We start from the raw sequence: 23,778 nt of genomic DNA, 5'->3' as shown, positions 1-23,778 counted from the left end.
CATGCGAAGTACCGACATTCTGATTGTGGACGATGAAATCGGCATCCGCGAAGTGCTTCAGGAAACGCTGGAAGACGAAGGCTATTCGGTTGCTTTGGCGGAAAACGCCGAACAGGCGCGCAAAATGCGCAACCAAGTACGTCCGGCAATGGTGCTGTTGGACATTTGGATGCCCGACAGCGACGGCATCACCCTGCTCAAAGAATGGGCAACCAACGGTCAATTGACCATGCCCGTGGTGATGATGAGCGGACACGGCAGCATCGACACCGCCGTAGAAGCCACCAAAATCGGCGCATTGGATTTTTTGGAAAAACCCATTTCGCTGCAAAAGCTGTTCAGCGCGGTCGAACGCGCCCTCAAAGCGGGCGAAATGCAGTCGGCGGCGGGTTTTTCGCCGGACAAATTGGGCAACAGCCCCGTCATCAAAGAATTGGGCAAGCAATTGGAACGCGCCGCCCGCCATGCCGGCCCGATTTTGCTGCTGGGCGAATCCGGTTCGCCCTTTGAAGCGGTGGCGCGCTTTTTCCACAAACACGGCTCGCCGTGGATAGAACCGGCACGCCCCGACCACATCATCGATTCGCCTTTGGAAATTTTGCAAAAGGCAACGGGCGGGGTGCTGTATTTGGGCGACATTTCCCAATACAACAAAAGCGTGCAGCAAAGCATTGCCTTTTTGCTGACCAAAGCCGAGCGTTACCACACCCGCATCGTCTGCACCTGCAGCCAGCCCTTGTCGGAGCTGGTCAGCTCGCCCGCGCAGGACAACCGTTTGTTGAACGTACTTTCATCGCTGGTGGTGTCGCTGCCGCCCTTGCGCCAACAAATTGACGACATTCCGTTTTTGGTCGGGCAAATCACCAAAGAGCTGGCACAGGCGCAAAAATCCGTGCCGATGCGCTTCAGCGCGGACGCCATCGGGCGTTTGTGCCAATACGATTGGCCGGGCAATTTGGAGCAGTTGAAAAACGTGGTGAAAAACCTTGCGCTCAACAGCGACGGCGGCGAAGTCGGGCAGCAGGCTGTGAACAAAATGCTCGGGCAGTTCATGCAGCAAAACGACGGCGAAATGGTGAACGGTTTTGATTTCAATCTGCCTTTGCGCGAATTGCGCGAGGAATTGGAGCGGCGTTATTTCGAATACCACATCCGCCGCGAAAACCAAAACATGAGCCGTGTGGCGCAAAAAGTGGGCTTGGAGCGCACGCATCTGTATCGGAAACTCAAGCAGTTGGGCATCAGCGTTACCCGCCGCAGCGCGGCTGCCCGCCAAGAAGCCGCCGAAACCGAAAAATCCGATTGAAAAACGACCGCAGACAATTTCGTGCTGCGGTCGTTCGGGCTTGAAAGCGGATTATTTGCGGCGGCAAACGGTTTCGGTTTTGTTGCCGTGCGGGTCGTGGAACAAGAATGCGGCTTCGCCGTCTTTTTGGTGCCATTGGGTCGGCTTGCCGTACAAGCCGTTGTTGGCAGCGTACATTTCGCCCGATGCGGCGCGTACTTGCGGCATCACGGCAACGGTGCGGTTGTCGGTATCGATGCTGACGGCGATGCGGCTGTTGCCGACATATTTCACGGTGGCGGTCATGCCGTTGCGGCACACAAACTGCTCATCGGGCATATTGACGGCTTGGGCTTGGTGGTTGCCGGTTTGCGTGCCGTGTACGGTATGACCGGGTGCGGGCGACTGGCAGGCAGCCAAAGCGCAAACGGCGGCGGCAGAAGCGGCAATCAATTGAATCTTCATCGTAAAATCCTTTGTCTGAAATTGTGGGAAAACGGCTGCACAGGCACAACGCGCCCGTAGCGTTGCCGAAAAACCGTCATCTTAAACGCGAACCGCGCCGCGTGCAATGCGCTTTAACTTGAATTTACGCGCCGCGCCACACCCCAAACCAAAAAACAAATTACCAAACAAAGCATTAAAAATACAAGCCTTACCAACACCCCGCCCTTGCCACTATAATACCGCGTTTTACCCGCACGGCACACCGTTTTCCCATGAACCTGCACATCATCAAACACCCCCTTGTTGCCCACAAACTCACGCTGATGCGCGAAGCCGACTGCAGCACGGGCAAATTCCGCACCCTCACCAAAGAGCTGTCCCGCCTGATGGCATACGAAGCCACCCGCGACTTTGAAACCGAACATTGCGACATCAACGGCTGGTGCGGACACATCAACGGCGAACGCATCAAAGGCAAAACCCTGACGGTCGTACCGATTTTACGCGCCGGCTTGGGCATGCTCGACGGCGTACTCGACCTGATTCCCACCGCCAAAATCAGCGTGGTCGGCTTGCAACGGGACGAAGAAACCCTGCAACCGGTTTCCTATTTTGAAAAACTGGTGGACAAAATGGACGAACGCCCCGCACTGATTCTCGACCCGATGCTGGCAACGGGCGGCTCCATGGTGGCAACCATCGACCTGCTCAAAGCCAAAGGCTGCCGCAACATCAAAGCACTGGTACTGGTTGCCGCACCCGAAGGCGTGCAAACCGTGCATCAGGCACACCCCGACGTACCGGTTTTCACCGCCGCACTCGACAGCCATTTGAACGAAAACGGCTACATCATTCCGGGCCTGGGCGATGCGGGCGACAAAATTTTCGGCACAAAGCACGGCTAGAGCGTGTCGCCACTTAAATTTTCTTAATGAAAATCAGTGCAATAAAAAACAGTCGTCCTTTCCGCGCAGGCGGGAATCCAAGTCGAAGCACGAGAAACCTTGATGAAACACGGCTTGCCAAGCATCGGGCAACGGATTCCCGCCTGCGCGGGAAGGACGGTATTTTTATATTGCCCTAATTTTTTAAGTATAAAAATCAGCATAGCGAACCCATAAGGAACCACCATGACCACTTTTTCCGAAAACTTGGCGGCGATGCCCGACATCGTCCATTTGCGCGGCTTGGACGTGTGCGACAATGAAAACAAAGTCTTGCACCACATTCCCGCCATCGAAGGCAAGCTGGGCAGCCTGAAGCTGTACCACGCGCTGGCACAGCGTTTTGACGGCGTGCTGAACGCCGAAGCCGCCGAACAGGGCTTGGCGTGGTTTGCCGAACACACTGCCGATGCGCTCGCCCATGCGGGCAAGCACCCGAACGTGGATTTGTTGTTGCGCGTGCGCGATGAAGGCTTGGTGCTGCAACTGAAACCGCTTGCCGCCTAGAGTGTGTCATCAATTAAATTTTTATATTTTTATAATGAAAATTCAGTGCAATATAAAAAAATCCGTCATTCCCGCGTAGGCGGGAATCCAAATCGAAGCACAAAAAGCTTTGATAAAACATCACTTGCCAAGCATCAGGCAGTGGATTCCCGCATTCGCGGGAATGACGGCGCTGTGTTTTTTCGTTTTACACCTCGCTGCCGCCCACCGTCAGCCCCGCATCAATCCGCAAAGTCGGCTGCCCCACGCCCACCGGCACGCTCTGCCCGTCTTTGCCGCACACGCCCACGCCCGTATCCAGCGCGGTGTCGTTGCCAATCATGGAAACATGTTTCAATACTTCCGGCCCGTTGCCGATAATGGTCGCGCCTTTAACGGGATATTGCGGCTTGCCGTTTTCCACCCACCACGCTTCCGAAGCGCAAAACACAAATTTGCCACTGGTAATGTCCACCTGCCCGCCGCCGAAATTCACCGCGTAAATGCCCTTGTCGATGCTGGCAATGATTTCCTGCGGGTCGTGGCTGCCGTTTTCCATAAAGGTGTTGGTCATGCGCGGCATCACGGCGGACGAGTAACTTTCGCGGCGGCCGTTGCCGGTAACGGGCATACCCATCAGCCGCGCATTGGTTTCGTCCTGCATATAGCCGGTTAAAATGCCGTCTTCAATCAACACGGTGCGGCGGGTTTCGTTGCCTTCGTCATCGATGTTCAGGCTGCCGCGCCGTCCGGCGAGGTCGCCTTGGTCAATCACGGTAACGCCTTTCGCCGCCACGCGCCCGCCCAGTCTGCCTGAAAACGCGCTGGTTTGCTTGCGGTTGAAATCGCCCTCCAAACCATGTCCCACCGCTTCGTGCAGCAACACGCCCGGCCAGCCGTTGCCCAGCACCACCGTCATTTCGCCGGCGGGCGCGGGACGGGCTTCCAAGTTAATCAGGGCTTGTTTGACCGCCGCGTCCACATATTCTTTCAATTTGGCATCGTCAAAATACGCCAAGCCGAAACGTCCGCCGCCGCCCGCGTGTCCCTGTTCGCGGCGCGTGCCTTGCTGGGCGATGACGGTTACGCTCAGGCGCACCAGAGGACGGATGTCCGCCGCGTGTTTGCCGTCCAAACGGGCGATGTAAATCATGTCGTGTTCGCACGCCAAACCCGCCATCACTTGCACGATGCGCGGGTCGGCGGCTTTGGCGAGTTGTTCCACGCGGTTGAGCAGGGCGACTTTGGCGGCGGAATCCATGCCGCTAATCGGGTTGTCGCTGCCGCACACCGCCCTGCCCGCCGCCACTTCCGCCACGCGCACCGGCACGGCATTGCCCGCCGCGCCAATCATGCGCACGGTGTCGGCGGCGCGGCGCACGGCTTCGGGGGTAAGGCTGTCGGCGTAGGCAAAGGCGGTTTTGTCGCCCGCCACCGCGCGAACGCCCACGCCCTGTTCAATTTGGAAACTGCCCGATTTTACCGTGCCTTCGTCCAAATGCCAGCTTTCAAAGGCGGTGCGCTGGCAATAAATATCCGCATAATCAACATGGTGCTGACCAATGTGGGCGAGATTGCGCGCCAAAATATCGGGGCAAAGGCGGTTGGCGTGCAGAAGCTGTTGCGAAACGGTGGGGTAAACGGGCGTGTTCATGGTGTTTGTCGGTTTTTGCAAAAAGAAACGGGCGATTATACGCGAATCAGCCTGCCGGTACGGCTGGATTCGGGCGTTGTTGCAACGCACAGGGCGGCACGGCAAAGCACGGCCCCATGAAACGTTAATTTTTCTTTACATAAAAATCAGCCATTTGAAGTGTCTTGCCTGATAAAAGCGTTGTTCAGTGTTGATAGTTGTTATTATTTCGGTATAATGCGGGGTGTCGGCAGTTAAGCTGTTGATACCTATATTTTTGTCATTCCCTTATTCGTTCTTTTCCCGCCGTTGGAACGGGCGTTGCGCCTGTTTCCGCTCCCGTTTGAAACCCCGAACCCCGCCAACCGTCCGTTTATTCGGACGGTTGTGTGTTTTTGGGCAGGGGTGGGGTTGAGGTTTGGACGGCGGAACACGCCGTATCAACACGAACGTTCAGGCACATTGACGATGTGCCGATGGCGCGGGCAGATGCAGTGTTACGGCGGGCAAGCCGCCGCTTGCAGGCAGGGCAAGCGCACCGTGCCGCAATAAGCCGTCATGCAATCTCTGCGCCGCTTCGGGGAAGGCGGTTGCGGGGTCGGGCAAGGGCGTTGCGGGCGCGTCAAACGGCGTGTCCGCACGCGACAGCCGCCACCAAATGCCGGTTTCGCGCTCATGCGGGCGGCGCGGTTCGTACAGCCAGCCCGCCAAGACGGTGTCCGCCGCGCCGCCGTGCAGTGCCAGTGCCGCCAAGCGCAGGTGTTGGGTCAGCCCGTCCGTTTCCGCCGCCAGCAAGATGCTTTCGCCACAAATGCCCGCCGTTTGCGCCAAATGAAACAGGGGCGCATTGTGCAGTTGGGCAACAAAATCCAAAGGCGAAGGCACGCCCGCTTGAAATTTGTCGCACAGTCGGGCGAAGCGTTGTGCCGAGCCGAAAGGCGAAACGGCATACAGGGCGGTGCGGGCGGGCAAGCCGCCGCACAGGGGCAGTGCGCCCGCCAATACCAGCAGGGTGGCGCGGCTCAGGCGGCGCGTGTCGGTGTGTTGCAGGCAGTCTGCCCGCTCCGGCACGGACGGCGCTTGCGATGTGCCGTCAATTTGAACGTAAAGCGTGGTGTTCATGATGCGGTTTGCACGACCCAAGCGGCGTGGCTGCCGCCAAAGCCCGGAAAATAGTCCAACACGGAATCGGGGGCGGGCGTACCGTCCGGCAAGTGACCGCGTTGCAGGCAGCCGACAAGCAAAACGGTTTCCGCCACGCCCGCCGCGCCGAGCGTATGCCCGATATAGGGTTTGAACGATATGCGGCGGCGGAACGCGGCAAACGCCCGTTCTTCCGCCGCGTAGTTGCCGCCGCCGTGTGTTTTGACCGCACCGATGCCGTCTGCCGTCAAAGCGGCGCGGTGCAGACAGTCGTCCGCCAAACGCGTCAAGGCGCGGGGACAGGGCGCGGTCAGCGCGGCGTGGTCGGTGCGGGCGGTGATGCCGCGCAAAACCGCCGTCCCGCCCGTTTGCGCCGACAAGACGACGGCTGCCGCCGCTTCGCCCAACACCACGCCCGCTTCCGACAAACCCATCGCGTCAAAATGGGCAAGGGTCAGACGGTTGAAACTTTCCACGCCCGCCGCCACCGCCGTGCCGCTCCACGCCGCCGCCCGCGCCGCTTGCACGATGGCTTGCGCCGAAGCGGTGCAGGACGTTGCCAGCGCAAACACGTTCGGATTGGCAAAGCGGCGGCGCAAACGGGCGGCGGTTTCGTCCAAAGAATAAGCGCGTGCGCCCGCCGTGCCGCACCGTTCGCGGTCGGAAAGCACATACGCGCCCGAGCCGATGAAAACCGGCACGCGGCACAACTCTGCTTGCGGCACGCCCGCATCGTCCGCCGCCGCACGGATTTGCGCTTCCAACACGTCAAACAAGGCTTGCGCCGTCAGCAACTCCTCCGCAAACGCGGCAAAATACGGCAAGCTGCGGCTTTGTCCCAACACCGACAAACGGCGCGGCACGCTGCGTCCTTGCGCGAAATCCAAGCCCGCCAAGCCTGTGTTCAAACGTGCCGCGCCTTGCGCGCACACCACGCTGCCGCCGCGTACGAACACCGTTTCAGCCATGATGGCCGCGCACAAACGCCGCCAATGCCGCCACGTTTGCCATGTGTTTGCGTACGGCACGGTCGCCGCTCAAACGCACGCCGAACTGCGCCTGCAGCGCAATGCTGATTTGCAGCGCGTCCAGCGAATCCAAACCGACACGGCTGACCCTGCCGAACAAGGCTTCGTCATCGGCGATGTCTTCGGGGTTCAGATGGTGTTTTTCGGTTTCGCGCACAATCAGGCACTTGAGCGCGTATTCCAGCGCGGGCGTGTCAAGGTTCAATTCGGACATAATCGGCTTTCAACAGATTAAAAACGCGCCGACAACGCCAGTTGGCGGCGGTACAGCCACACGGCAACGCACAGCGCGGCGCAGCCGAAGCACGACAATTTGAGCAGTTGCGGGGCGATTTGGGCGGCGGAATAATGGTTGAGCAACAGCTTTTGAAACGCTTCCAAGCCCCAGCCCATCGGCGAATAAGCGGCGATTTGGCGCATGATGTCGGGCATCACATGCACCGGCACCATAATCCCGCCCAAAGCCGCCATGATGATGATGCCGCCGCCGCCCAACACTACCGCTTGTTCGGTACTCCGCGCCAACACGCTCACCAGCAGCCCGTAGCCCAGAGCCGCCGCGCTCACCGCCGCCGACAGCAACAGATACGGCGCAAGGCTGCCTGAAAGCGCAAACGCGGGCATATCCAACGCAGGCAGCACGGTATAACCGAGCAGCACCATGCCGACAAACTGCAACTGGTTAATCAGAAAATACGGGATGATTTTCGCCGCCAACAGCGCCGAAGCGGGCGCACGCGCCATGCTCAAACGGGTGAGCGTGTTGGTCTGCCGCTCCGCCGTCATCACATTGGAAAGCGGTATCATAATGAAAAACATACCGAAAATCAGCCACGCGGGGACGCTGTGCTGCACCGAATTGGGGCGTTGCACCGCTTCGCCGCGCCGGTTGAGATAGGTTTCCCGCCACGCCGTTTGCGCCAAATATTGTTTGACCGCATCGCGGGTTTGGTCAAAAGATGCGTTGGCTTTGCGCTCGATGTCGCGCACGGGAAAGCGGGGGTTTTTGGGCAGGGTGATGCGTTGTTCCGCCAGATAGCGGTCGAGGCGGATGCGGGTGTAGTGTTGGCGCAAGATGCCTTTCGCCGCCGCCAGCCATGCGCGGTCGGCATCGGGGCTGAGCCACAGGTGCAGGGGTTGTTCGTCTGCCAAGGGGGTGTCGGCGCGGTTGGGGTTGTCTATCAGCAGGTCGGTGCGGCCGTTTTGCAGGGCGCGTTGCTGTGCCGCCGCTTCGCCGTGTGCCGCCGTTGCCACGTTCCAGCCTTCGCCGCGCAGGGCGGCGGAAAGGTCGCGGGTGTTGGCATCGTCCGCATCGCCGAGCAGGACGATGCGGGCATCGGGGCGCAGGTTGTCGCCGTCTTGGCTCAGTGCCGCCGACATGATGAGCATGAACACGATGGGCATCACAAACAGCACCGCCACGCCGTGCAGGTCGCGTGCGAGCAGTTTCAGTTCTTTGGCAATGGCGGCAATCAGCATGGCGGCGGCTCCGCACGGCGGTGCAAAAAGTCCAGATAAAATTCTTCCAGTGAAGGTTTGCCGAAGCGGCAGGCGGTGATGCGGTAGCCCGCCGCATACAAAAACGGCAAAACCTGTTCGGGGGTGTGGTGTGCGGGCAGATACGCGCCGCCGCCGCTTGCTTTGCCGCCCAATGCGTTGATGTGTTTTCCGCTCAAGGGCGGCTCGGTTTGCACGAACATTTGCGCTTGCGCGGGCAGCTCGGCAAGGCTGCCTGAAAACGCCAAACGTCCGCCGTCCAGCAGCATCAGGCGGTCGCACAGGGTTTCGATTTCCTGAAGGTAGTGCGAGGTGTACACCACCGTTACGCCCTGCCGCCCCAGTTGCGCCACGCTCTCCAGCACGAAACGGCGCGATTCGGGGTCAATCCCGACCGTGATTTCGTCCAGAAAAATCAGGCGCGGGCGGTTAATCAGCCCGATGGCGAAGTTCAAACGCCGTTTCAAGCCGCCGGAAAGGTGTTTGGCGGGTTTGCGCCGGTGCGCGGTCAAGCCCGTTTGTTCCAAAAGCTGCGTTTGCCATGCGCGGTCGCGCACGCCGTACAGGGCGGCGAAAAACGCCAAATTGCCCTGCACGCTCAATTGCGGGTAAAAGGCGAAATCCTGCGGCACCAGTGAAATGCGGCGGCGCACGCGGCGGGCAAGCCGTTGTACCGGCACGCCGTCCACAGCAATCAGCCCGCTTTGCACGGGCTGCAAACCCGCCAGCAGCGACATCAGCGTGGTTTTGCCCGCGCCGTTGGGCCCGAGCAAGCCCAAAACCGTGCCTTCGGGCAGCGTGAACGAAACGCCGTTTAAGGCGTTTTCCGCCGCGCCCGCGTAACGGTGCGACAGGTTTTCCACCGCAATCATGATGCCGCCGCCAAGCCGCGCCACAGGCGTTCTTCGCGCTGTGCCAAGCCGTGCAACTGCGCCGCCAAGTCCGCCAAACCGTCAAGCGGGCTTTGGCGGCAATGGCGCACGCAGTCGGCGGCAAACTCGCGCCATGTGTCGCCGATGGCGGTCAATTCCTGCGAAGCGCGTTGCCAAGCGGTTTCGCCGCACACATCGGCTGCCTGTTGCAAAAAACAGGCATACAGATAGCGGAAACCCGCTCCGCCCGTGCCGATTTCTTCCTGCATGCGCACGATGTGTCCGAGATAACGGCGGCAATGGGCTTCATCGTGTTTTTCAGGCAGCACCGCCAAACGGCGCGACAGGGTACGCATGCCGCGCACGCCGACAAAAAACACGGGCGCAAGCATGCTGCGGGCGTTTTTCGCCACTGCGCGGCGCAACAGTTGCGGCAAACGCTGCGGCACGTCGTGCAAGGCGGCGGCGTCTGCCAAAGTGTACATCAGCCCTTTGGGCGCGAGTGCGCCTTTGGCAAAACGGGCGCGTTGCAAATCTTCGGCGCGGCAGCGTTGCGCTTGTTCGAACACGGGGTCGCTGATGAGGTAGTCCGCGCCGTCTTTGCCGTACACCAGCAGGTTGTGGGCATTGAAATGAAAGCGCATTTCGGCGGGAAAATACGGCAGCCAAAACACGGAAGTCTGCAAAACCGCCACATCGCCCGCGTCCAGCACCGCGTCCAACGCCGCCATGCCTTTTTCGGGCGAGGCAAAACGTTGCCGTTGCACCCGCAAATTCAGGCTGCGGCAAACGTTGGCGATGATGCGCCCCGGCGGAATGCGGTAGGAAATCAGGGGCATGCCCGCCAGTTTGACGATGGGAATGTAGGCAAAGGCAAGGGCGCGTCCCAGCCCGAACACCATCGCTTCGTCCAAATCGCAGCCGTGCCGGCGCAGCAGCGCCGACAGCGTGCCGCTTTCGCAATGGGCGGTGTGGCGGTGGGGAAAATCGTCCGTCATTCGGCATCTCCGGCAAAGGGGTTGAGCGGTGCGGGCGGCAGCGTTTGCAAGGCGGCAACGCTCACGTTCAAGGCGCGGGCGTAACGCCGCAGCACGCTTTCAGGCAGCCGCGCAAACACGTCGGGGCGGAAATGGCGGCGCACGCGCCAACGCCACACGCCCGCACTTTGCGCCAAAGACGTTTCATCGTGGCGGTAGCAGTACATATAGTAATAAAGCGGGGAACGTTTGCCCGATGCCGCTTCGCGGTAGGCGGCGAGCGATTGCGCGTGCAAATCCGCCACAGCCTGTTCGGTGGCGTATTCTTCCGCCGCCCAGCCGTTGGACGGCGCGGCTTCGTAACGGCCGTTGCGGGTGGCGTACAGGATTTTGTGATGGCCGCGATAGGTGCGGCTTTGGTCTTGCGGCACGTCGTCAATCCGCATAAACCGCCTCCAACAACATAAAGCAACTGGAAAAACGCCCGCTTTCGGGAATGTAGCACAACACCGTTTCGCCCGCACAAACATCGCCGCGCCGCATAAATTCTTCCAAAATAATGTAGATGGAAGCCGAACCCGTGTTGCCTTTTTCCGCCAGATTGGTAAACCATTTTTCCTGCGGCAGCGCAAAGCCGATGCGTTGCAGCCCCGCCGCCACGCGCGGGCGGAAAAATTCGGAAGAATAATGCGGCAAAAACCAATCGATACGTTCGGGCGCAAGGGCGTATTTGTCTGCCAGACGGCGCAGGGGCTGCTCCACCGTGCGGGCGATGATTTCGGCGTTGAGCAGCTTGACGTTTTGCTTGACCGCCATGATGTTGTCGGCGCGAAAACCGCTTTTGAAGCCGTGCAAACGCCCTTGCGCGTCCGTGTCCGCGCCCGCATACATGCACACGGGCATTTCGCCCGCATACGACACGGTTTCAATCCAACGGATTTTGAAATTCAGGCTGCCTGCAAGCGGCGCCGCCGACAATGCCGCCGCGCCCGCACCGTCCGACAGCATCCAACGCAAAAAATCCTGCTCAAACGCCAATTCGGGGCTTGCCGCGTCCCAATCGCGCCCTGCGGCGGGGGCGAAACACTCGCCGCGCATCACCGCCGAAGCGTTTTCCGCCGCACACGCCACCGCCGTGCCGCCGTTGCAGCACACGGCGCGGAAGGCGTGCAGCATCGCCGTCATGCCCGCCGTACACACGCCCGCCGCCGTTGCCACTTCGCAAGGCGGAATTTCCGGCAACAAACCGTGTACCATCACCCCGTGTCCGGGCATGATTTGGTCGGGATACGAGGTGGCGCACGCCAACACCGACACCTCATCGGGGCGCACGCCCTGCGTCCACAAACCGCGCACCGCTTCGGCAGCCAATTCCGCCGCCGTGTGGGTGGCGGCGCGGCTGTCGGGGTCAATCGCATAATGACGGCTGCGGATGCCGTTGGCACGCAAAATCATTTTGCGCACGCGGGACGGCACGCCCCCTACCCTGCCCAACACCGTTTCCATTTCATCGTTGCCGACGGCGCGGTTGGGCAAAAACGCCGCCACGCGGTTCAGATAAACATCGTTGCAAACCATCATTCGTTACGCCCCTGATTCATTCGCCCGAAGGTGCGGCATAATACGCCTTCTCGCGGCGGATACGCGCCCGCAGCACGGGCGCAAACACCCGTTTCAACACGGCGGCAAGCGGCACCACCGTTAAAATAACCGCCACCAAAAACACAATATAAACATACAGCAACACCCACCGCAAGCGCAACGACCGCCGCCCCGCCGCCATCAGCAGCGCACCCCACAAACGAAAACTGCGGCGGGCGAAACGCTCGCTGAAAATCAGCCGCTCGTTTACGCGCACCGCACCCATGCCGCGCCACATTGCCGCATCGGGCCTGCCCTGTTGCAACACCTGCGCCGTTTTCGCACCGAAACGCGCCACATCGGCGATTTCTTCATCGGCAATGCCCGCTTCAGGCAGCCACGATGCTGCCTTGCGCTTGCCCGTCAGCAGCCACAAAGGCGTGGTAACAAAGCTGGCGGCGGTGGTGCAACGGTCGGTTTTTACCAGATTGCCCACCAGCTCCGCCCCCGCGTCTGCCAACAGCATTTTGACTTGTTCCTGCGCCATCAGCCACATATTGCGGCAACCGATGATGGTTGCCACCGGCGTGCCTTGCAACACCTGCCGCGCCTGCGGCGACTGCAAAAACGCGCACACCGGCTGCGAAGGCGACAAAAACCACACCGTATAAGCCACCACCACCAAATCATAACGCTCATGCCGCAACACGGGCGGCACAATCGGCGCGGGGCGCAAATGCACCGTTTCGGGAAAGGCATCGAAAAATCGGGCAAACGGCCAAGGAAACGGAAACGGCTCGGCTGCCTGCAACACGACTTCTTCCACTTCCGCACCGCCATCACGCAAGCCCCTGCCAAACGCCGCACACAGCCGCGCCAACTGCCCCGTTTGCGAATACGACACCAGCAATACCCGTTTGCTCATGATTCACTGCCGCAAAAAACGCACATTCTAACACGGCACATGGTTTTCAGTCGTATTGGCGCAGGTTTTTAAACGGCGCGGAATATCCCGACAAATCAGGCTCTTCTCCACCCTTATCCTGACGCGCTTTCCAATAACGCTTGGCTTCTTCCACCATCTGCGCGGTTTCGCTGTTTGGGTGGGCTTGGACAAAGCGCGTCCACTCTTTTTCCACTTCGGGCAATAAAATACCGTCATCTTCGGCAACGGGGGTGTTGTCTTCACCAAAAAGATAGGTGCGGCGGTAGTTTTTCAGCGTGTCGGCAACCTGTTTGTTGAACGTGCTTTGCGGATATTCGCCCGCCCAGTTTTCCCATGCCGCGATGCGGTTTGCCAAATCGTCCCAAGCCACTGCCAATGCGCCGTCGTTGTAAATCAGTTGTTTGTTGTCGTCTGCTTCCAGCTTCAGAAATTCGCGCAAGTCTTTGTCTGCCGCTTTGCCGAACAGTTTGACGTAATAATCGGCAACGGGGCGGATTTCCACCATGCCTTCGCCCAAGTCCCAGTATTCCAAGCCCACTGCCCGCAATTGTTTCTGCTGTGCGCGCAGTTCGGCGGTGGGTTTGTCGTTTTGCCAATTGGCATCATCGTGATAGTTTTCCAAAAAATCTTGTTTGGCAGTACTGATTTTTTCAACCAGTTTTTCCACGTCGGCGCGGTGGCGGGTGTAGCTTTTTTCGACATTTTTGCCGTTTTGCAATTCGCCGCGCACTTTTTCGGTCAGGTCGGCAAATTCTTGCAGCAGCGGGTCGTTTACCGCCACGCCTTTGCCTTCGGTTTCGCTTTCGGCTTCTTCTGTTTCTTCGCTTTCGTTTTCAGCCGCTTCGCTTTTGTCGGCAGACGGGGCGGTTTGGGCGGTGTCGGCTTTGGGCGCGGCGGGGGCTTCGGTTTTGTCTTGGCACGCGCCCAGCAGCAGGGCAGTCAGCAGGGCGTAGGCGGGGGTTTTCAGGTTCATGGTGGTGTCGTCCTTTTAAAAGGGGTTAAAAAAACGGTATTTTACGCGGTTTTCAGGCAGCCTGAAACCGTGGCGCGGTTTGCAAGCGCGATTTGGAAAAGCATCGGATTGTAAAAAGGGAACACGGATGCCCGCATTCGCGGGCAGGACGGCGCACCCTAGGACGTGTCATCAATTGACCGAAAAAACACAGCATCGTTATTCCCGCGCAGGCGGGAATCCACATCGAAGCATAATAAACTGTGATAAAACATCGTTTGCCAAACATCGGGCAGTGGATTTCCGCCTGCGCGGGAATGACGGAAGTTGTGATACTTCATTGATTTTCAATGAAAGAATTTAATTGATGACACGCCCTAAACAAAATCCCCCCACAAAGTCTGCATCGCCGCAACCGCCGCCAACGCCGCCGTTTCGGTACGCAATACGCGCCCGCCCAATGTAAACGCTTGGCAGCCGTGCGCCCGCGCCGCCGCTTCCTCTTCCGCCGTCCAACCGCCCTCGCAACCCACCAACAATGCCAGCGACTGCGGCGCGTCCAAATCTTTCAGGCTGCGGGCTTGGTTCAGGCTCATCATCAGATGCGGCACGGGCGCGGCGTTGCGCCAATAGTCCGCCAACTCCAGCACGGGCAACACGGGCGGCACGGTATTGCGCCCGCATTGTTCGCACGCCGAAACCACGATTTCCTGCCAACGCGCTTGCCGTTTGTCGGCGCGTTCCCCGCTCAAACGCACCACGCTGCGGCGGCTGATAACCGGCTGAATGGCGTTCACGCCCAATTCCACGCTTTTTTGCAAAGTAAATTCCATGCGCTCGCCCGCCGACACCGCCTGTATCAGCATAATATTTAAAGGACTTTCCGCCGCGCCGTCCGCCCGCCCGATGATGCGGCAGACGGCGCGGCGTTTGTCCAATGAAACCAATTCGGCAGACACGGCATTGCCCGCGCCGTCAAACAGCACCAACGCATCGCCGACACGCAAACGCAAAACGTGAATGTGCCGCAACACTTTGTCGGACAAAAAAATTTCGCCGCTTTCGGGCAGCGCGGGCAGGTAAAATCGGGGCATGGTTGTTGCCTGTGTGAAAAATCGTTAATATCGCGGCTATTTTAACAAACGATATTGCTTTGCGGCGTTTTTCAGGCTGCCTGAACGCCCGCCGCAGCCCGCCCGCCATGCTCGAACAACTGCAAACCCTTATCCGCACCACCGCCGAAAACGAAATCATGCCGCACTTTCTCCGCGCCGAAGGCTTGCGAAAGGCGGACGGCAGCGCCTTGTCGGTGGCGGATTTGGCGGCGCAGGCAGCGTTGGAACGCGGTTTGCCAAGCATCATCGCCGCGCCCGTGTTGGGCGAAGAAATGCCCGCGCCTCGCCAACGCGAATTATGGCAGCAGGCGCAAACGGGCTTGTGGGTCGCCGACCCGATAGACGGAACCAGCAATTTTATCAACGGCATACCGCATTTTGCCGTATCAGTGGCGTATGTGGAACGCGGTTTGCCGCAATTCGGCGCGGTGTACAACCCCGCCACCGGCGAAATGTTCGCCGCCGCACGCGGACACGGCGCCACGCTCAACGGCACGCCGCTTCCCCTGCGCCAATCCCCCGACAAGCTGAACCGCGCGGTGGCGGGCGTGGAAGTAAAACGGCTGCGTTCGGGCAATTTGTCCAGCCGCATCCACACTTTATCGCCCGTGCGCACCATTCGCAGCATGGGCAGCAGCACGCTGGATTGGTGTTATTTGGCGGCGGGACGTTACGATGTGTATGTGCACGGCGGACAAAATCTGTGGGACTATGCGGCGGGCGCATTGATTTTTCAGGAAGCGGGCGGACAGCTTGCCACGCTGGAGGGCGATGAATTTTGGAGCGGCAAACACGCGTTCCAACGCTCGGCGATTGCCGCGCTGCGGCCGGAATTGTTTGCGGCGTGGTTGAAATGGATTAGGGAAAATCAGTAAGCACCGCGCTGGCGCACTTGTTCAAACAAGCACACCGCCGCCGCCGCCGCCACATTCAGCGATTCGGTCTGCCCCGCCATCGGAATCACGGCGCGGGTGCTTGCCTGTTGTTGCAGCGCCGCGCTCAAGCCCGCGCCCTCGTTGCCGAACAGCCAAGCGGTGTCGCCACGCAAATCCAGTGTGTAAAGCGGACGGCTGTCGGGGTGCAGGGCGGTGGCGATGCTTTGTCCGCGCCAAGTGTTCAGCCAATGTGCCAAATCGGCACATTCGTGCAGGTGCAGGGCAAAGTGTGCGCCCATGCCCGCACGCAATACTTTCGGCGACCACGCATCGGCACAGTTCTTGCTGAAAAGAATGTGCCTGATGCCCGCCGCCGCCGCACTGCGCATCATCGTGCCGACATTGCCGGGGTCTTGAATGTCTTCCAAAACAAGGCAGTCGCCCGTTTGCGGCAGGGGGGCGGACTCGGGCAGGGCGATGACGGCGGTGATGTCGTCCGCTTCGGTCAGGCTGCTGATTTTTGTCAGCGCTTTTTCGGCGGTGATGCACACGCTTGCAGGCGGCAGGCGCGTGAGCAGGGCGCGGATTTCGCGGTGGTGCAACCGCGTTTGCGGCACATATACCTGCTGCGGCGGTTTGCCGGCGTTCAGGCAGCTTTCCAGCAGATGCACGCCCTCCAGCACCGCTTGGGCGTGGCGGCGGCGCATTTTGGCACAGGCAAGCAGCTTGGCAAGGTGTTTGAGCGCGGGATTGTGGGCAGATACGATGGTTTTCACGGCAATTCCTGATGCGGCGGCGGGCGGGTGTGTTGCAAATGCACGACATTTTTACACGCACAGCCGCCAAACGGCACGGATTATACTGCTATAATTGCGGCTTTAACACGGACAACAGCATGATGATTGCTTGGCATTGTGCGGTGGGCGCGTGAAAATCCTGATTTTGGGCGGCGGACAAGTCGGCTCCGCCATCGCGCAGGAATTGGCGACCATGCCCGGACACGACATCACCGTCATCGACACCGACGAACACACCCTCAAAACACTGGGCATACAGTTCGACGTGCAAACCATCACCGGCAACGGCGCCTCGCCCGTGTCGCTGGAGCGTGCGGGCGCGGCAGATGCCGACATGCTGCTGGCACTGACCCGCAGCGACGAAACCAACTTGGTGGCGTGCAAAATCGCCGCCGCCATGTTCAACGTCCCCAACCGCATTGCGCGGGTGCGTTCGGCAGACTATCTGGGCAACACGGCGGAAAACGCCCTGCCCGAAGCGCTGGGCGCATTTGACGTAACCGACTCGATACACCCCGAAGAGCTGGTTACCGAACACCTGAGCGGACTGCTCAACTACGTCCGCGCCCTACAGGTGCTGCCCTTTGCCCACGAGCGCGTGCAGATGATTATCGCCCAAGCCAAAAGCCGCGATGCGCTCATCGGCAAAAACATCGCCGACATCCACAGCCTGCTGCCCGAACACACCGATTGCCAAATCTGCGCGATTTACCGCAACAACCGCCTGATTGTTCCGCAAGCGGCAACGGTGGTGGAAGAAGGCGACGAAATCTGCTTTGCCGCCGATTCGCGCCATGTTTCGGCGGTGATGGGGGTACTGTTCCACTACGAACAAAAACCCCGCCGCGTGATGATTGCCGGCGGCGGCAACATCGGCTTCCGCTTGGCACGCCAGCTCGAAGAACGCTTCAACATCAAAATCATCGAGCTGAACCCCAACCGCGCCGAATGGCTTGCCGAACGGCTCGACCACGCACTGGTGCTGCAAGGCTCCGCTTCCGATGAAAACCTGCTCGCCCGCGAATACATCGACGAAATCGACATTTTCTGCGCCCTGACCAACGACGACGAAAACAACATCATGTCGGGGCTGCTGGCAAAAAACTTGGGCGCCAAACGGGTGATTTGCATCATCAACCGTTCGCGCTATGTGGACCTGATTACCGGCAACCAGATTGACATCGTCGTCTCGCCGCACATGATTACCATCGGCAGCATTTTGGCACACGTCCGGCGCGGCGACATCGCGGCAGTGTACCCCCTGCGGCGCGGCACCGCCGAAGCGATTGAAGTGGTGGTACACGGCGACCGGCGCACCTCCTCGCTGGTGGGGCGGCGCATTGACGAAATCAAATGGCCTGCCGGCTGCCACATTGCCGCCATCGTGCGCGGCGACAACGTCATGATGGGGCGCAACCACCATGAAACCGTAGCAGAAGGCGACCACCTGATTTTATTCGTTGCCCGCCGCCGCATTTTGCGCGAATTGGAAAAGCTGATTCAGGTCAAAATGGGCTTTTTCGGCTAGGGCGTGTCATCAATCAGCCGAAAAACGCCGCACCGTCATTCCCGCGCAGGCGGGAATCCAAGTCGAAGCACGAAAAACCTTGATAAAACACGGCTTGCCAAGCATCGAAAGGTGGATTCCCGCATTTGCGGGAATGACGGATTTTTTATATTGCACTGAATTTTCAGTATAAAATTAATTGATGACACACCCTAACCCACCCGACAACACCACCACACACAACCACAACACACCTCAAATCCGCAATGATGCTTACCCTGATTCTCCCCGCGCTGTTGCGCCCCGATGCCGAACAGCTTCCCGACTTGGAAACGCCGTTTTTGGACAATCTGCTGCGTTTTGGGCGTTTTGAAGCGCATGCGGCGGATTTGTTGCACCTGTATGCCCAATATCTGCACCTGCCCTTCGTGCTGCCCGAAAACTTTGTGTACGCCAGCCCCGTGTGGCAGCAAATGGGCATGCACAGCATGAACCTGACCGACGGCGCATCGGTGGGCATCACGGCGGAAGAAGCCGAATCCCTGTGCGAAGGTTTGAACGAATTTTATCGCGGACAAGCGCGTTTCCGCCCCCTGCGCCCCGATTTGTGGCGCGTGATGCTGCCCGCGCCGCCGCAATGGACGGTTGCCCCCGTGTTTGACGTACTCGGTCAGATAGACGGCTCAGTGCGCGCCGAAGGCGAAGGCGCGGCACAATGGCTGAACATGCAGACCGAAATCCAAATGTGGCTGCACGACCACCCGATGAACCGCCACCGCCACCAGCACGACCAAGCCCCGATTAACGGCATTTGGCTGTGGAACGCCCCCGCCAATCTGCCGCAGCCGTGCGAACCGCCCGCCAAACTGGTCGGCAGCAACAGCGTGTGGGCGCAACACAGCCCGCTCGAGGTGCTGGAAGCGCCCGATGATTTGCCGGCGTGGCAAAGCGTGTGTCAAGCCCGCGACACCGACATCAACCACACCGTTTTGTGGCTGGACAACTTGCTGCCTTCGCAGTATGCCCACGACTTGTGGACGTATGGCGACATCGTCCGCCAATGGGACACACGCCTGTTCGCGCCGCTTTGGGACGCTTTGAAAAACCGCCGCTTGGATTGCGCCCGCATCATCACCGACGGCGCCAAAGGCGGAACATTGTGGCTCAAACCGCCGCCTTTGCTGTCGTGGTTCACGCCCAAACGCCGTTTTGACGGACGCAGCCTGTGAGCGGAGGGACGGTGTGGGCGTTGGCACTGGGCATGTCGATGGACGCCTTTGCCGCATCGCTTGCCCAAGGCGCACGGGCGCAACGTCCGCACTGGCGGCGCATTGCCGCAACCGCCCTGCTGTTTGGCGCGGTGGAAGCGGCAATGCCCGTGCTGGGCTGGCTGGCAGGTCGTGCCGCACACCATATCATTGCCGATTGGGACCACTGGGTGGCGTTCGGGCTGCTGTGGTTTTTGGGCATACGCATGATGTGCGGCGGTTTGCGCCCCGACCACAAACAGGAAACGGCAGCCATGCCTGCAAACGGCATCTGGCCGATGCTGCTGACGGCGGTGGGAACGGGCATCGATTCGATGGTGGCGGGCGTGGGTTTGGCGTTTTTGCAGGCGGACATCGTGGCTGCCGCGCTCGCCATCGGCACGGTAACGGCACTGATGTGCGCTTGCGGCATGGTGTTGGGGCATTATTGCGGACGCAAAGCGGGCAAACGCGCCGAAATTTGCGGCGGCTTGATGCTGATGGGCATCGGTGCCGCCATTTTGTCGCAACACCTGCGCGGGTTGGCATAAAAACCTTGACAAACCGCACCGTTTGCAGTAGATTTCGCCGCTTCAAAAAATACACGCCGATTTGACACAGCTTGCGGGCGTTAAAGTTTATGCCGAAAAACAGCATAAACGGCAAAACAGCTAAAGCGTTGGTTTCCCTCCCAAGCCCGATGTGTCGCACATCGGGCTTTGTTGCATGGGAAAAACAGCATGATTATTTTGGAAAATGTTTCCAAACACTATCAAAACCGCGACAAATCGCGTTTTGCCGCCGTTGCGCCGACCGATTTGCACATCCGTGCGGGCGAGATTTTCGGGCTGATGGGCTACTCCGGCGCGGGCAAATCCACCCTGCTGCGCCTGATTAACCTGCTCGAACGCCCCGACACCGGCAAAGTATTGGTGGACAAACAGGATTTGACGGCGATGAACGATGCCGCCCTGCGCCGCGCCCGTCAAAACATCGGCATGATTTTTCAGCAGTTTAATCTGCTCGCCAACCGCACCGTTGAGCAAAACGTGGCGTTTCCTTTGGAAATCGCCGGCTGGACGGCGGAGCAAATCCGCCCGCGCGTGGCGGAATGTTTGGAGATTGTCGGGCTGACCGAACGCGCCGGACATTATCCCGCCCAGCTTTCCGGCGGACAGAAACAGCGTGTCGGCATCGCCCGCGCCCTGGCACCCAAGCCGCACGTGATGCTGGCGGATGAGCCGACTTCCGCGCTCGACCCCGCCACCACCCGCAGCGTGTTGGGCTGTTTGCAGGACATCAATGCGCGTTTCGGCGTAACCATCGTCATCGTTACCCACGAAATGAGCGTGATTCGCCGCCTGTGCCACCGCACCGCTTTGTTGGACAAGGGAAAACTTTTGGAAGTGGCGGACGTGCAAAACGGCGAAGTGTTGGCGCAATCCGACATCGGACGCGAATTGCTGCGCGAAGATTAAAAACGTTGGCAGGCTGCCTGAAAAATGATTGCCGACAATCTTCGAGCCACATAGCCCGTCATTCCCACGCAGGCGGGAATCCAATCCGCAAATAAACGGCGTTGTTTTTTTATTGCCCACATTATTGAATTTTGATAAAAATCATGAATACCGAAAACCTCATCAAACTGCTTCCCGATTTTTACACCGCGCTGCTGCAAACGCTGACGATGGTGGGCGTGTCCGCCGCATTCAGCATTGTGGCGGGCGGGCTGCTGGGCGTGTGGCTGTTTACCAGCGCGAAAGGGCAGATTTTCGCCAATGCCCCGCTCAACCGCGCTTTGAGCTGGCTGGTGAGCTTTATGCGGGCGTTTCCCTTTGTGATTCTGATGATTGTGCTGATGCCTTTGACGCGGCTGATTGTCGGCACGTCTTTCGGGCCGATGGCGGCTTCGGTTTCCTTGAGCATTGCCGCCAGTTTTTATTTCGCCCGTTTGGTGGAACAAAACCTCAACGACGTTCCCAAAGGCGTGATTGAAGCGGCGTTGGCAATGGGCGCATCGCCGATGACGATTATTTTCAAAGTGTTGCTGAACGAAGCGCGGGCGGGTTTGGTGTTGAGCATCACCATCTTGATGATTGCCATTTTGGGCGAAAGCGCGGCGGCGGGCTTGATTGGCGGCGGCGGCATCGGCGATTTGGGCATCCGTTACGGACACCAGCGTTATATGCCCGATGTGATGATGGCGGTAGTGGCCTTGCTGACGGCGTTGGTGGTGGCGATACAGGCGGCGGGCAATATTTTGTCTGCCAAATTGGACAAACGTTAAATTTGCAGGCTGCCTGAAAACGGCTTCCCTCCCCTGCTTGCGGGAGCAAAATTGGTTTCAGGCAGCCTGAAAATCCCATTTTCCCTTTTCTAGGAGCAAGTTATGAACGCAATTTTCAAACTTTCATTGGCAGGCGCGGCGGCATTGGCATTGTCGGCGTGCGGACAACAGCCCGCGCAGCAATCCGCCCCCGCCGCATCAGGCGCGGCTTCCGGCGGCGCGGCGGCGGTGGAAAAAAGCGAAATCCGCATCGGCACCACGCCGGGCGATTTTGCCGAGATGGTGAAAGACCAAATCCAGCCCGCTTTGGAAAAACAAGGCTATAAAGTTACCCTGACCGAGTTCCCCGACTACGTTACCCCGAACAAGGCATTGGCGGAAAACTCGATTGATATCAACGTGTTCCAACACAAACCCTATTTGGACAGCTTCAAAGCCGAACACAATCTGGATTTGACCGAAGTGTTCCAAGTACCCACCGCGCCTTTGGGCATCTACGCGGGCAAACTGGCGAAGCTGGAAGACGTGAAAGACGGCAGCAGCGTGGCCGTGCCGAACGACCCGTCCAATTTCGCCCGCGCCTTGGTGATGATGAACGAGCTGGGCTGGCTGAAGCTCAAAGACAATGTCGACCCGCTTAAAGCCGCCAAAACCGACATCGCCGAAAACACCAAAAACATCAATCTGGTGGAAATGGAAGCCGCCAATCTGCCGCGCAGCCGTCAGGACGTGGATTTTGCTGTGATTAACGGCAACTATGTGATTTCGTCCGGCATGAAGCTCACCGACGGGCTGTTCCCCGAAGCCAGCTTTGCCTATGTGAACTGGGGCGTGGTACGCAGCGCCGACAAAGACGCCAAATGGGTGAAAGACGTGGAAGCCGCTTACAACAGCGATGAATTCAAGTCTTACGCCAAAACCAAATTCGCGGGCTACAAATATCCCGCCGCTTGGGGCGAACAGGGCGCGGCGGCGGCCGTTGCCGAAGCGTCCGCCGCTTCCGCCGCCAAATAACATTTTGGCGTAACAAAAAATCCCCGTGCCAAACGGGGATTTTTGCGTCATCATACAGACACTTCCGCCCTAATATGCGGGTGCGGGTCGTAACCGCACAACTCAAAATCGGCAAAATCAAATGCAAACAAATCATCAATGTGCGGATTGAGCTTCATTTGCGGAAGCGGGCGCGGCTTGCGTTCAAGCTGTTGTTTCGCTTGTTGAAAATGGTTGCGGTAAAGATGAGCGTCGCCGAGCGTGTGGACAAACTCGCCCGCTTGCAGCCCGCACACCTGCGCCACCATCATCGTCAGCAGCGCATAGCTGGCGATATTGAACGGCACGCCGAGAAACACGTCCGCGCTGCGCTGGTAAAGCTGGCACGACAGCCGCCCGCCCGCAACGTAAAACTGAAACAGCGCATGGCAGGGCGGCAGCGCCATTTCGTCCACCAGCGCGGGGTTCCACGCCGACACCATCAGGCGGCGCGAATCGGGATTGCTTTTTATCTGGTTGACGATATTGGAAATTTGGTCGATATGACCACCATCGGGCGCGGGCCACGAGCGCCATTGGTAGCCGTAAACGGGGCCCAACTCACCGTGTTCGTCCGCCCATTCGTCCCAAATGGAAACCTGATTGTCTTTCAGATATTTGATGTTGGTGTCGCCGCGCAAAAACCACAGCAGTTCGTAAACAATGGAACGCAAATGCAGTTTTTTGGTGGTGAGCAGGGGAAAACCTTGCGCCAAATCAAAACGCATTTGGTAGCCGAACACCGAGCGCGTGCCGGTGCCGGTGCGGTCGGCTTTGTCGGTGCCGTTTTCAAGAATATGGCGCATCAAATCCAGATAGGTTTGCATAACAATCCGTCAAAAGCGCGGATTTTAACAGCAATCGGCGGCGGCAGCGCGTTTTGTCGCCATCGCCACACCGGCAACAAGGCTTGACAAAGCGGCAAAAAACGCTAGAATCGCACTTTCTTTTTCTGCTGTGGAAAGCATGCTTCCGACCATGCTTCTTCGGTCTGTGAGTTCATTAAAAATTGTTTATGTTTGTTAAGATTTTGATTTACGAAATCCATACAAATAATAAATTGATTTTAAATAAAAAGACAAGACTCCGCAGTCGGAAAACCTGCCCCATCATTAGGGGATTAAGAC

The 23,778-nt window shown here is 58.9% G+C and carries 25 protein-coding genes; 10 read left to right on the top strand and 15 right to left on the bottom strand.

What is annotated here, in order from left to right; all coding sequences use genetic code 11:
- The first annotated feature begins 1 nt into the window (after position 1).
- On the top strand, positions 2-1,306 hold the full coding sequence (locus tag G392_RS0111515; protein WP_027010328.1) for a sigma-54-dependent transcriptional regulator: 1,305 nt from the start codon (positions 2-4) through the stop codon (positions 1,304-1,306).
- 51 nt (positions 1,307-1,357) lie between these two features.
- Here the strand turns inward: G392_RS0111515 and G392_RS0111510 are convergent, their stop codons facing one another.
- Positions 1,358-1,750, bottom strand: a complete 393-nt coding sequence (locus G392_RS0111510) for an MliC family protein (RefSeq protein ID WP_027010327.1) — start codon at positions 1,748-1,750, stop codon at positions 1,358-1,360.
- Between the two features lie 254 nt (positions 1,751-2,004).
- On the opposite strand from G392_RS0111510, the gene upp reads away from it, so the two are divergent.
- Both upp and G392_RS0111495 read left to right on the top strand, forming a co-directional pair.
- Positions 2,005-2,637, top strand: a complete 633-nt coding sequence (gene upp / locus G392_RS0111505; RefSeq protein WP_027010326.1) for a uracil phosphoribosyltransferase — start codon at positions 2,005-2,007, stop codon at positions 2,635-2,637.
- A 225-nt stretch (positions 2,638-2,862) separates the two neighbouring features.
- Positions 2,863-3,183 carry a DUF2322 family protein gene (locus G392_RS0111495; RefSeq protein ID WP_027010324.1) on the top strand — a complete coding sequence of 107 codons (321 nt, stop codon included), beginning with the start codon at positions 2,863-2,865 and terminating at the stop codon, positions 3,181-3,183.
- Between the two features lie 187 nt (positions 3,184-3,370).
- Here the strand turns inward: G392_RS0111495 and tldD are convergent, their stop codons facing one another.
- The 12 genes from tldD to G392_RS0111430 form a co-directional block, all read right to left on the bottom strand.
- Positions 3,371-4,816, bottom strand: coding sequence for a metalloprotease TldD (tldD, locus tag G392_RS0111485; RefSeq protein WP_034335361.1), 1,446 nt, complete (start codon positions 4,814-4,816; stop codon positions 3,371-3,373).
- Positions 4,817-5,248: 432 nt separating this feature from the next.
- On the bottom strand, positions 5,249-5,917 hold the full coding sequence (locus G392_RS13180) for a hypothetical protein (protein ID WP_051255722.1): 669 nt from the start codon (positions 5,915-5,917) through the stop codon (positions 5,249-5,251).
- Complete coding sequence (locus tag G392_RS0111475; RefSeq protein ID WP_027010322.1) at positions 5,914-6,906, bottom strand: beta-ketoacyl-[acyl-carrier-protein] synthase family protein; 993 nt, start codon at positions 6,904-6,906, stop codon at positions 5,914-5,916. The genes G392_RS13180 and G392_RS0111475 overlap by 4 nt, the downstream gene beginning before the upstream one ends.
- Positions 6,899-7,180, bottom strand: a complete 282-nt coding sequence (locus G392_RS0111470) for a phosphopantetheine-binding protein (protein ID WP_027010321.1) — start codon at positions 7,178-7,180, stop codon at positions 6,899-6,901. Before G392_RS0111470 ends, G392_RS0111475 begins: the two co-directional genes overlap by 8 nt.
- Before the next feature lie 17 nt (positions 7,181-7,197).
- Positions 7,198-8,445, bottom strand: coding sequence for an ABC transporter permease (locus G392_RS0111465; RefSeq protein WP_027010320.1), 1,248 nt, complete (start codon positions 8,443-8,445; stop codon positions 7,198-7,200).
- Entirely contained in the window at positions 8,439-9,335 is an 897-nt protein-coding gene (locus tag G392_RS0111460; protein WP_027010319.1) for an ABC transporter ATP-binding protein, read from the bottom strand. The genes G392_RS0111465 and G392_RS0111460 overlap by 7 nt, the downstream gene beginning before the upstream one ends.
- A complete protein-coding gene (gene darH / locus G392_RS0111455; protein WP_027010318.1) occupies positions 9,332-10,333 on the bottom strand; it encodes a BtrH-related acyltransferase DarH in 1,002 nt (333 codons plus the stop codon). Before darH ends, G392_RS0111460 begins: the two co-directional genes overlap by 4 nt.
- Positions 10,330-10,758, bottom strand: coding sequence for a DarG family dialkylresorcinol biosynthesis protein (locus G392_RS0111450; protein WP_027010317.1), 429 nt, complete (start codon positions 10,756-10,758; stop codon positions 10,330-10,332). The genes darH and G392_RS0111450 overlap by 4 nt, the downstream gene beginning before the upstream one ends.
- Positions 10,748-11,893 (bottom strand): StlD/DarB family beta-ketosynthase, encoded by a 1,146-nt coding sequence (locus tag G392_RS0111445; protein ID WP_245571967.1) that lies wholly within the window; start codon positions 11,891-11,893, stop codon positions 10,748-10,750. Before G392_RS0111445 ends, G392_RS0111450 begins: the two co-directional genes overlap by 11 nt.
- Positions 11,894-11,909: 16 nt before the next feature.
- Entirely contained in the window at positions 11,910-12,818 is a 909-nt protein-coding gene (locus G392_RS0111440) for a hypothetical protein (protein ID WP_027010315.1), read from the bottom strand.
- Between the two features lie 46 nt (positions 12,819-12,864).
- Complete coding sequence (locus G392_RS0111435; RefSeq protein ID WP_027010314.1) at positions 12,865-13,812, bottom strand: hypothetical protein; 948 nt, start codon at positions 13,810-13,812, stop codon at positions 12,865-12,867.
- Positions 13,813-14,168: 356 nt separating this feature from the next.
- Positions 14,169-14,885 carry a 16S rRNA (uracil(1498)-N(3))-methyltransferase gene (locus G392_RS0111430; RefSeq protein WP_027010313.1) on the bottom strand — a complete coding sequence of 239 codons (717 nt, stop codon included), beginning with the start codon at positions 14,883-14,885 and terminating at the stop codon, positions 14,169-14,171.
- Positions 14,886-14,992: 107 nt separating this feature from the next.
- Between G392_RS0111430 and G392_RS0111425 the strand changes: the two genes are divergently transcribed.
- A complete protein-coding gene (locus tag G392_RS0111425; protein WP_027010312.1) occupies positions 14,993-15,781 on the top strand; it encodes an inositol monophosphatase family protein in 789 nt (262 codons plus the stop codon).
- Here G392_RS0111425 and G392_RS0111420 read toward each other — a convergent pair.
- Complete coding sequence (locus tag G392_RS0111420; protein ID WP_027010311.1) at positions 15,775-16,557, bottom strand: TrmH family RNA methyltransferase; 783 nt, start codon at positions 16,555-16,557, stop codon at positions 15,775-15,777. The two genes, G392_RS0111425 and G392_RS0111420, sit on opposite strands and share 7 nt — an antisense overlap.
- Before the next feature lie 151 nt (positions 16,558-16,708).
- Between G392_RS0111420 and trkA the strand changes: the two genes are divergently transcribed.
- The 6 genes from trkA (at position 16,709) to G392_RS0111385 (ending at position 22,633) form a co-directional block, all read left to right on the top strand.
- The gene (gene trkA, locus G392_RS0111410) at positions 16,709-18,106 is read left to right on the top strand and encodes a Trk system potassium transporter TrkA (protein WP_027010310.1); all 1,398 of its coding nucleotides are present in this window, start codon (positions 16,709-16,711) and stop codon (positions 18,104-18,106) included.
- A gap of 245 nt (positions 18,107-18,351) precedes the next feature.
- Positions 18,352-19,314, top strand: a complete 963-nt coding sequence (locus G392_RS0111405) for a hypothetical protein (protein ID WP_027010309.1) — start codon at positions 18,352-18,354, stop codon at positions 19,312-19,314.
- The gene (locus tag G392_RS0111400; protein WP_027010308.1) at positions 19,311-19,883 is read left to right on the top strand and encodes a manganese efflux pump MntP; all 573 of its coding nucleotides are present in this window, start codon (positions 19,311-19,313) and stop codon (positions 19,881-19,883) included. The genes G392_RS0111405 and G392_RS0111400 overlap by 4 nt, the downstream gene beginning before the upstream one ends.
- Before the next feature lie 189 nt (positions 19,884-20,072).
- Positions 20,073-20,810 (top strand): methionine ABC transporter ATP-binding protein, encoded by a 738-nt coding sequence (locus G392_RS0111395; protein ID WP_051255721.1) that lies wholly within the window; start codon positions 20,073-20,075, stop codon positions 20,808-20,810.
- A 143-nt stretch (positions 20,811-20,953) separates the two neighbouring features.
- A complete protein-coding gene (locus tag G392_RS0111390) occupies positions 20,954-21,619 on the top strand; it encodes a methionine ABC transporter permease (RefSeq protein WP_027010306.1) in 666 nt (221 codons plus the stop codon).
- A gap of 102 nt (positions 21,620-21,721) precedes the next feature.
- Positions 21,722-22,633, top strand: coding sequence for a MetQ/NlpA family ABC transporter substrate-binding protein (locus G392_RS0111385; protein ID WP_027010305.1), 912 nt, complete (start codon positions 21,722-21,724; stop codon positions 22,631-22,633).
- A gap of 50 nt (positions 22,634-22,683) precedes the next feature.
- Here G392_RS0111385 and G392_RS0111380 read toward each other — a convergent pair whose 3' ends face one another.
- Complete coding sequence (locus G392_RS0111380) at positions 22,684-23,478, bottom strand: thymidylate synthase (RefSeq protein WP_027010304.1); 795 nt, start codon at positions 23,476-23,478, stop codon at positions 22,684-22,686.
- Between the last annotated feature and the right edge of the window lie 300 nt (positions 23,479-23,778).

The organism is Conchiformibius kuhniae DSM 17694 (assembly GCF_000428785.1).
Taxonomy (GTDB): Bacteria; Pseudomonadota; Gammaproteobacteria; order Burkholderiales; family Neisseriaceae; genus Conchiformibius; species Conchiformibius kuhniae.
The sequence above is the reverse complement of the archived record's forward strand: the minus strand, read 5'-3'. Positions and strand labels throughout refer to the sequence as shown.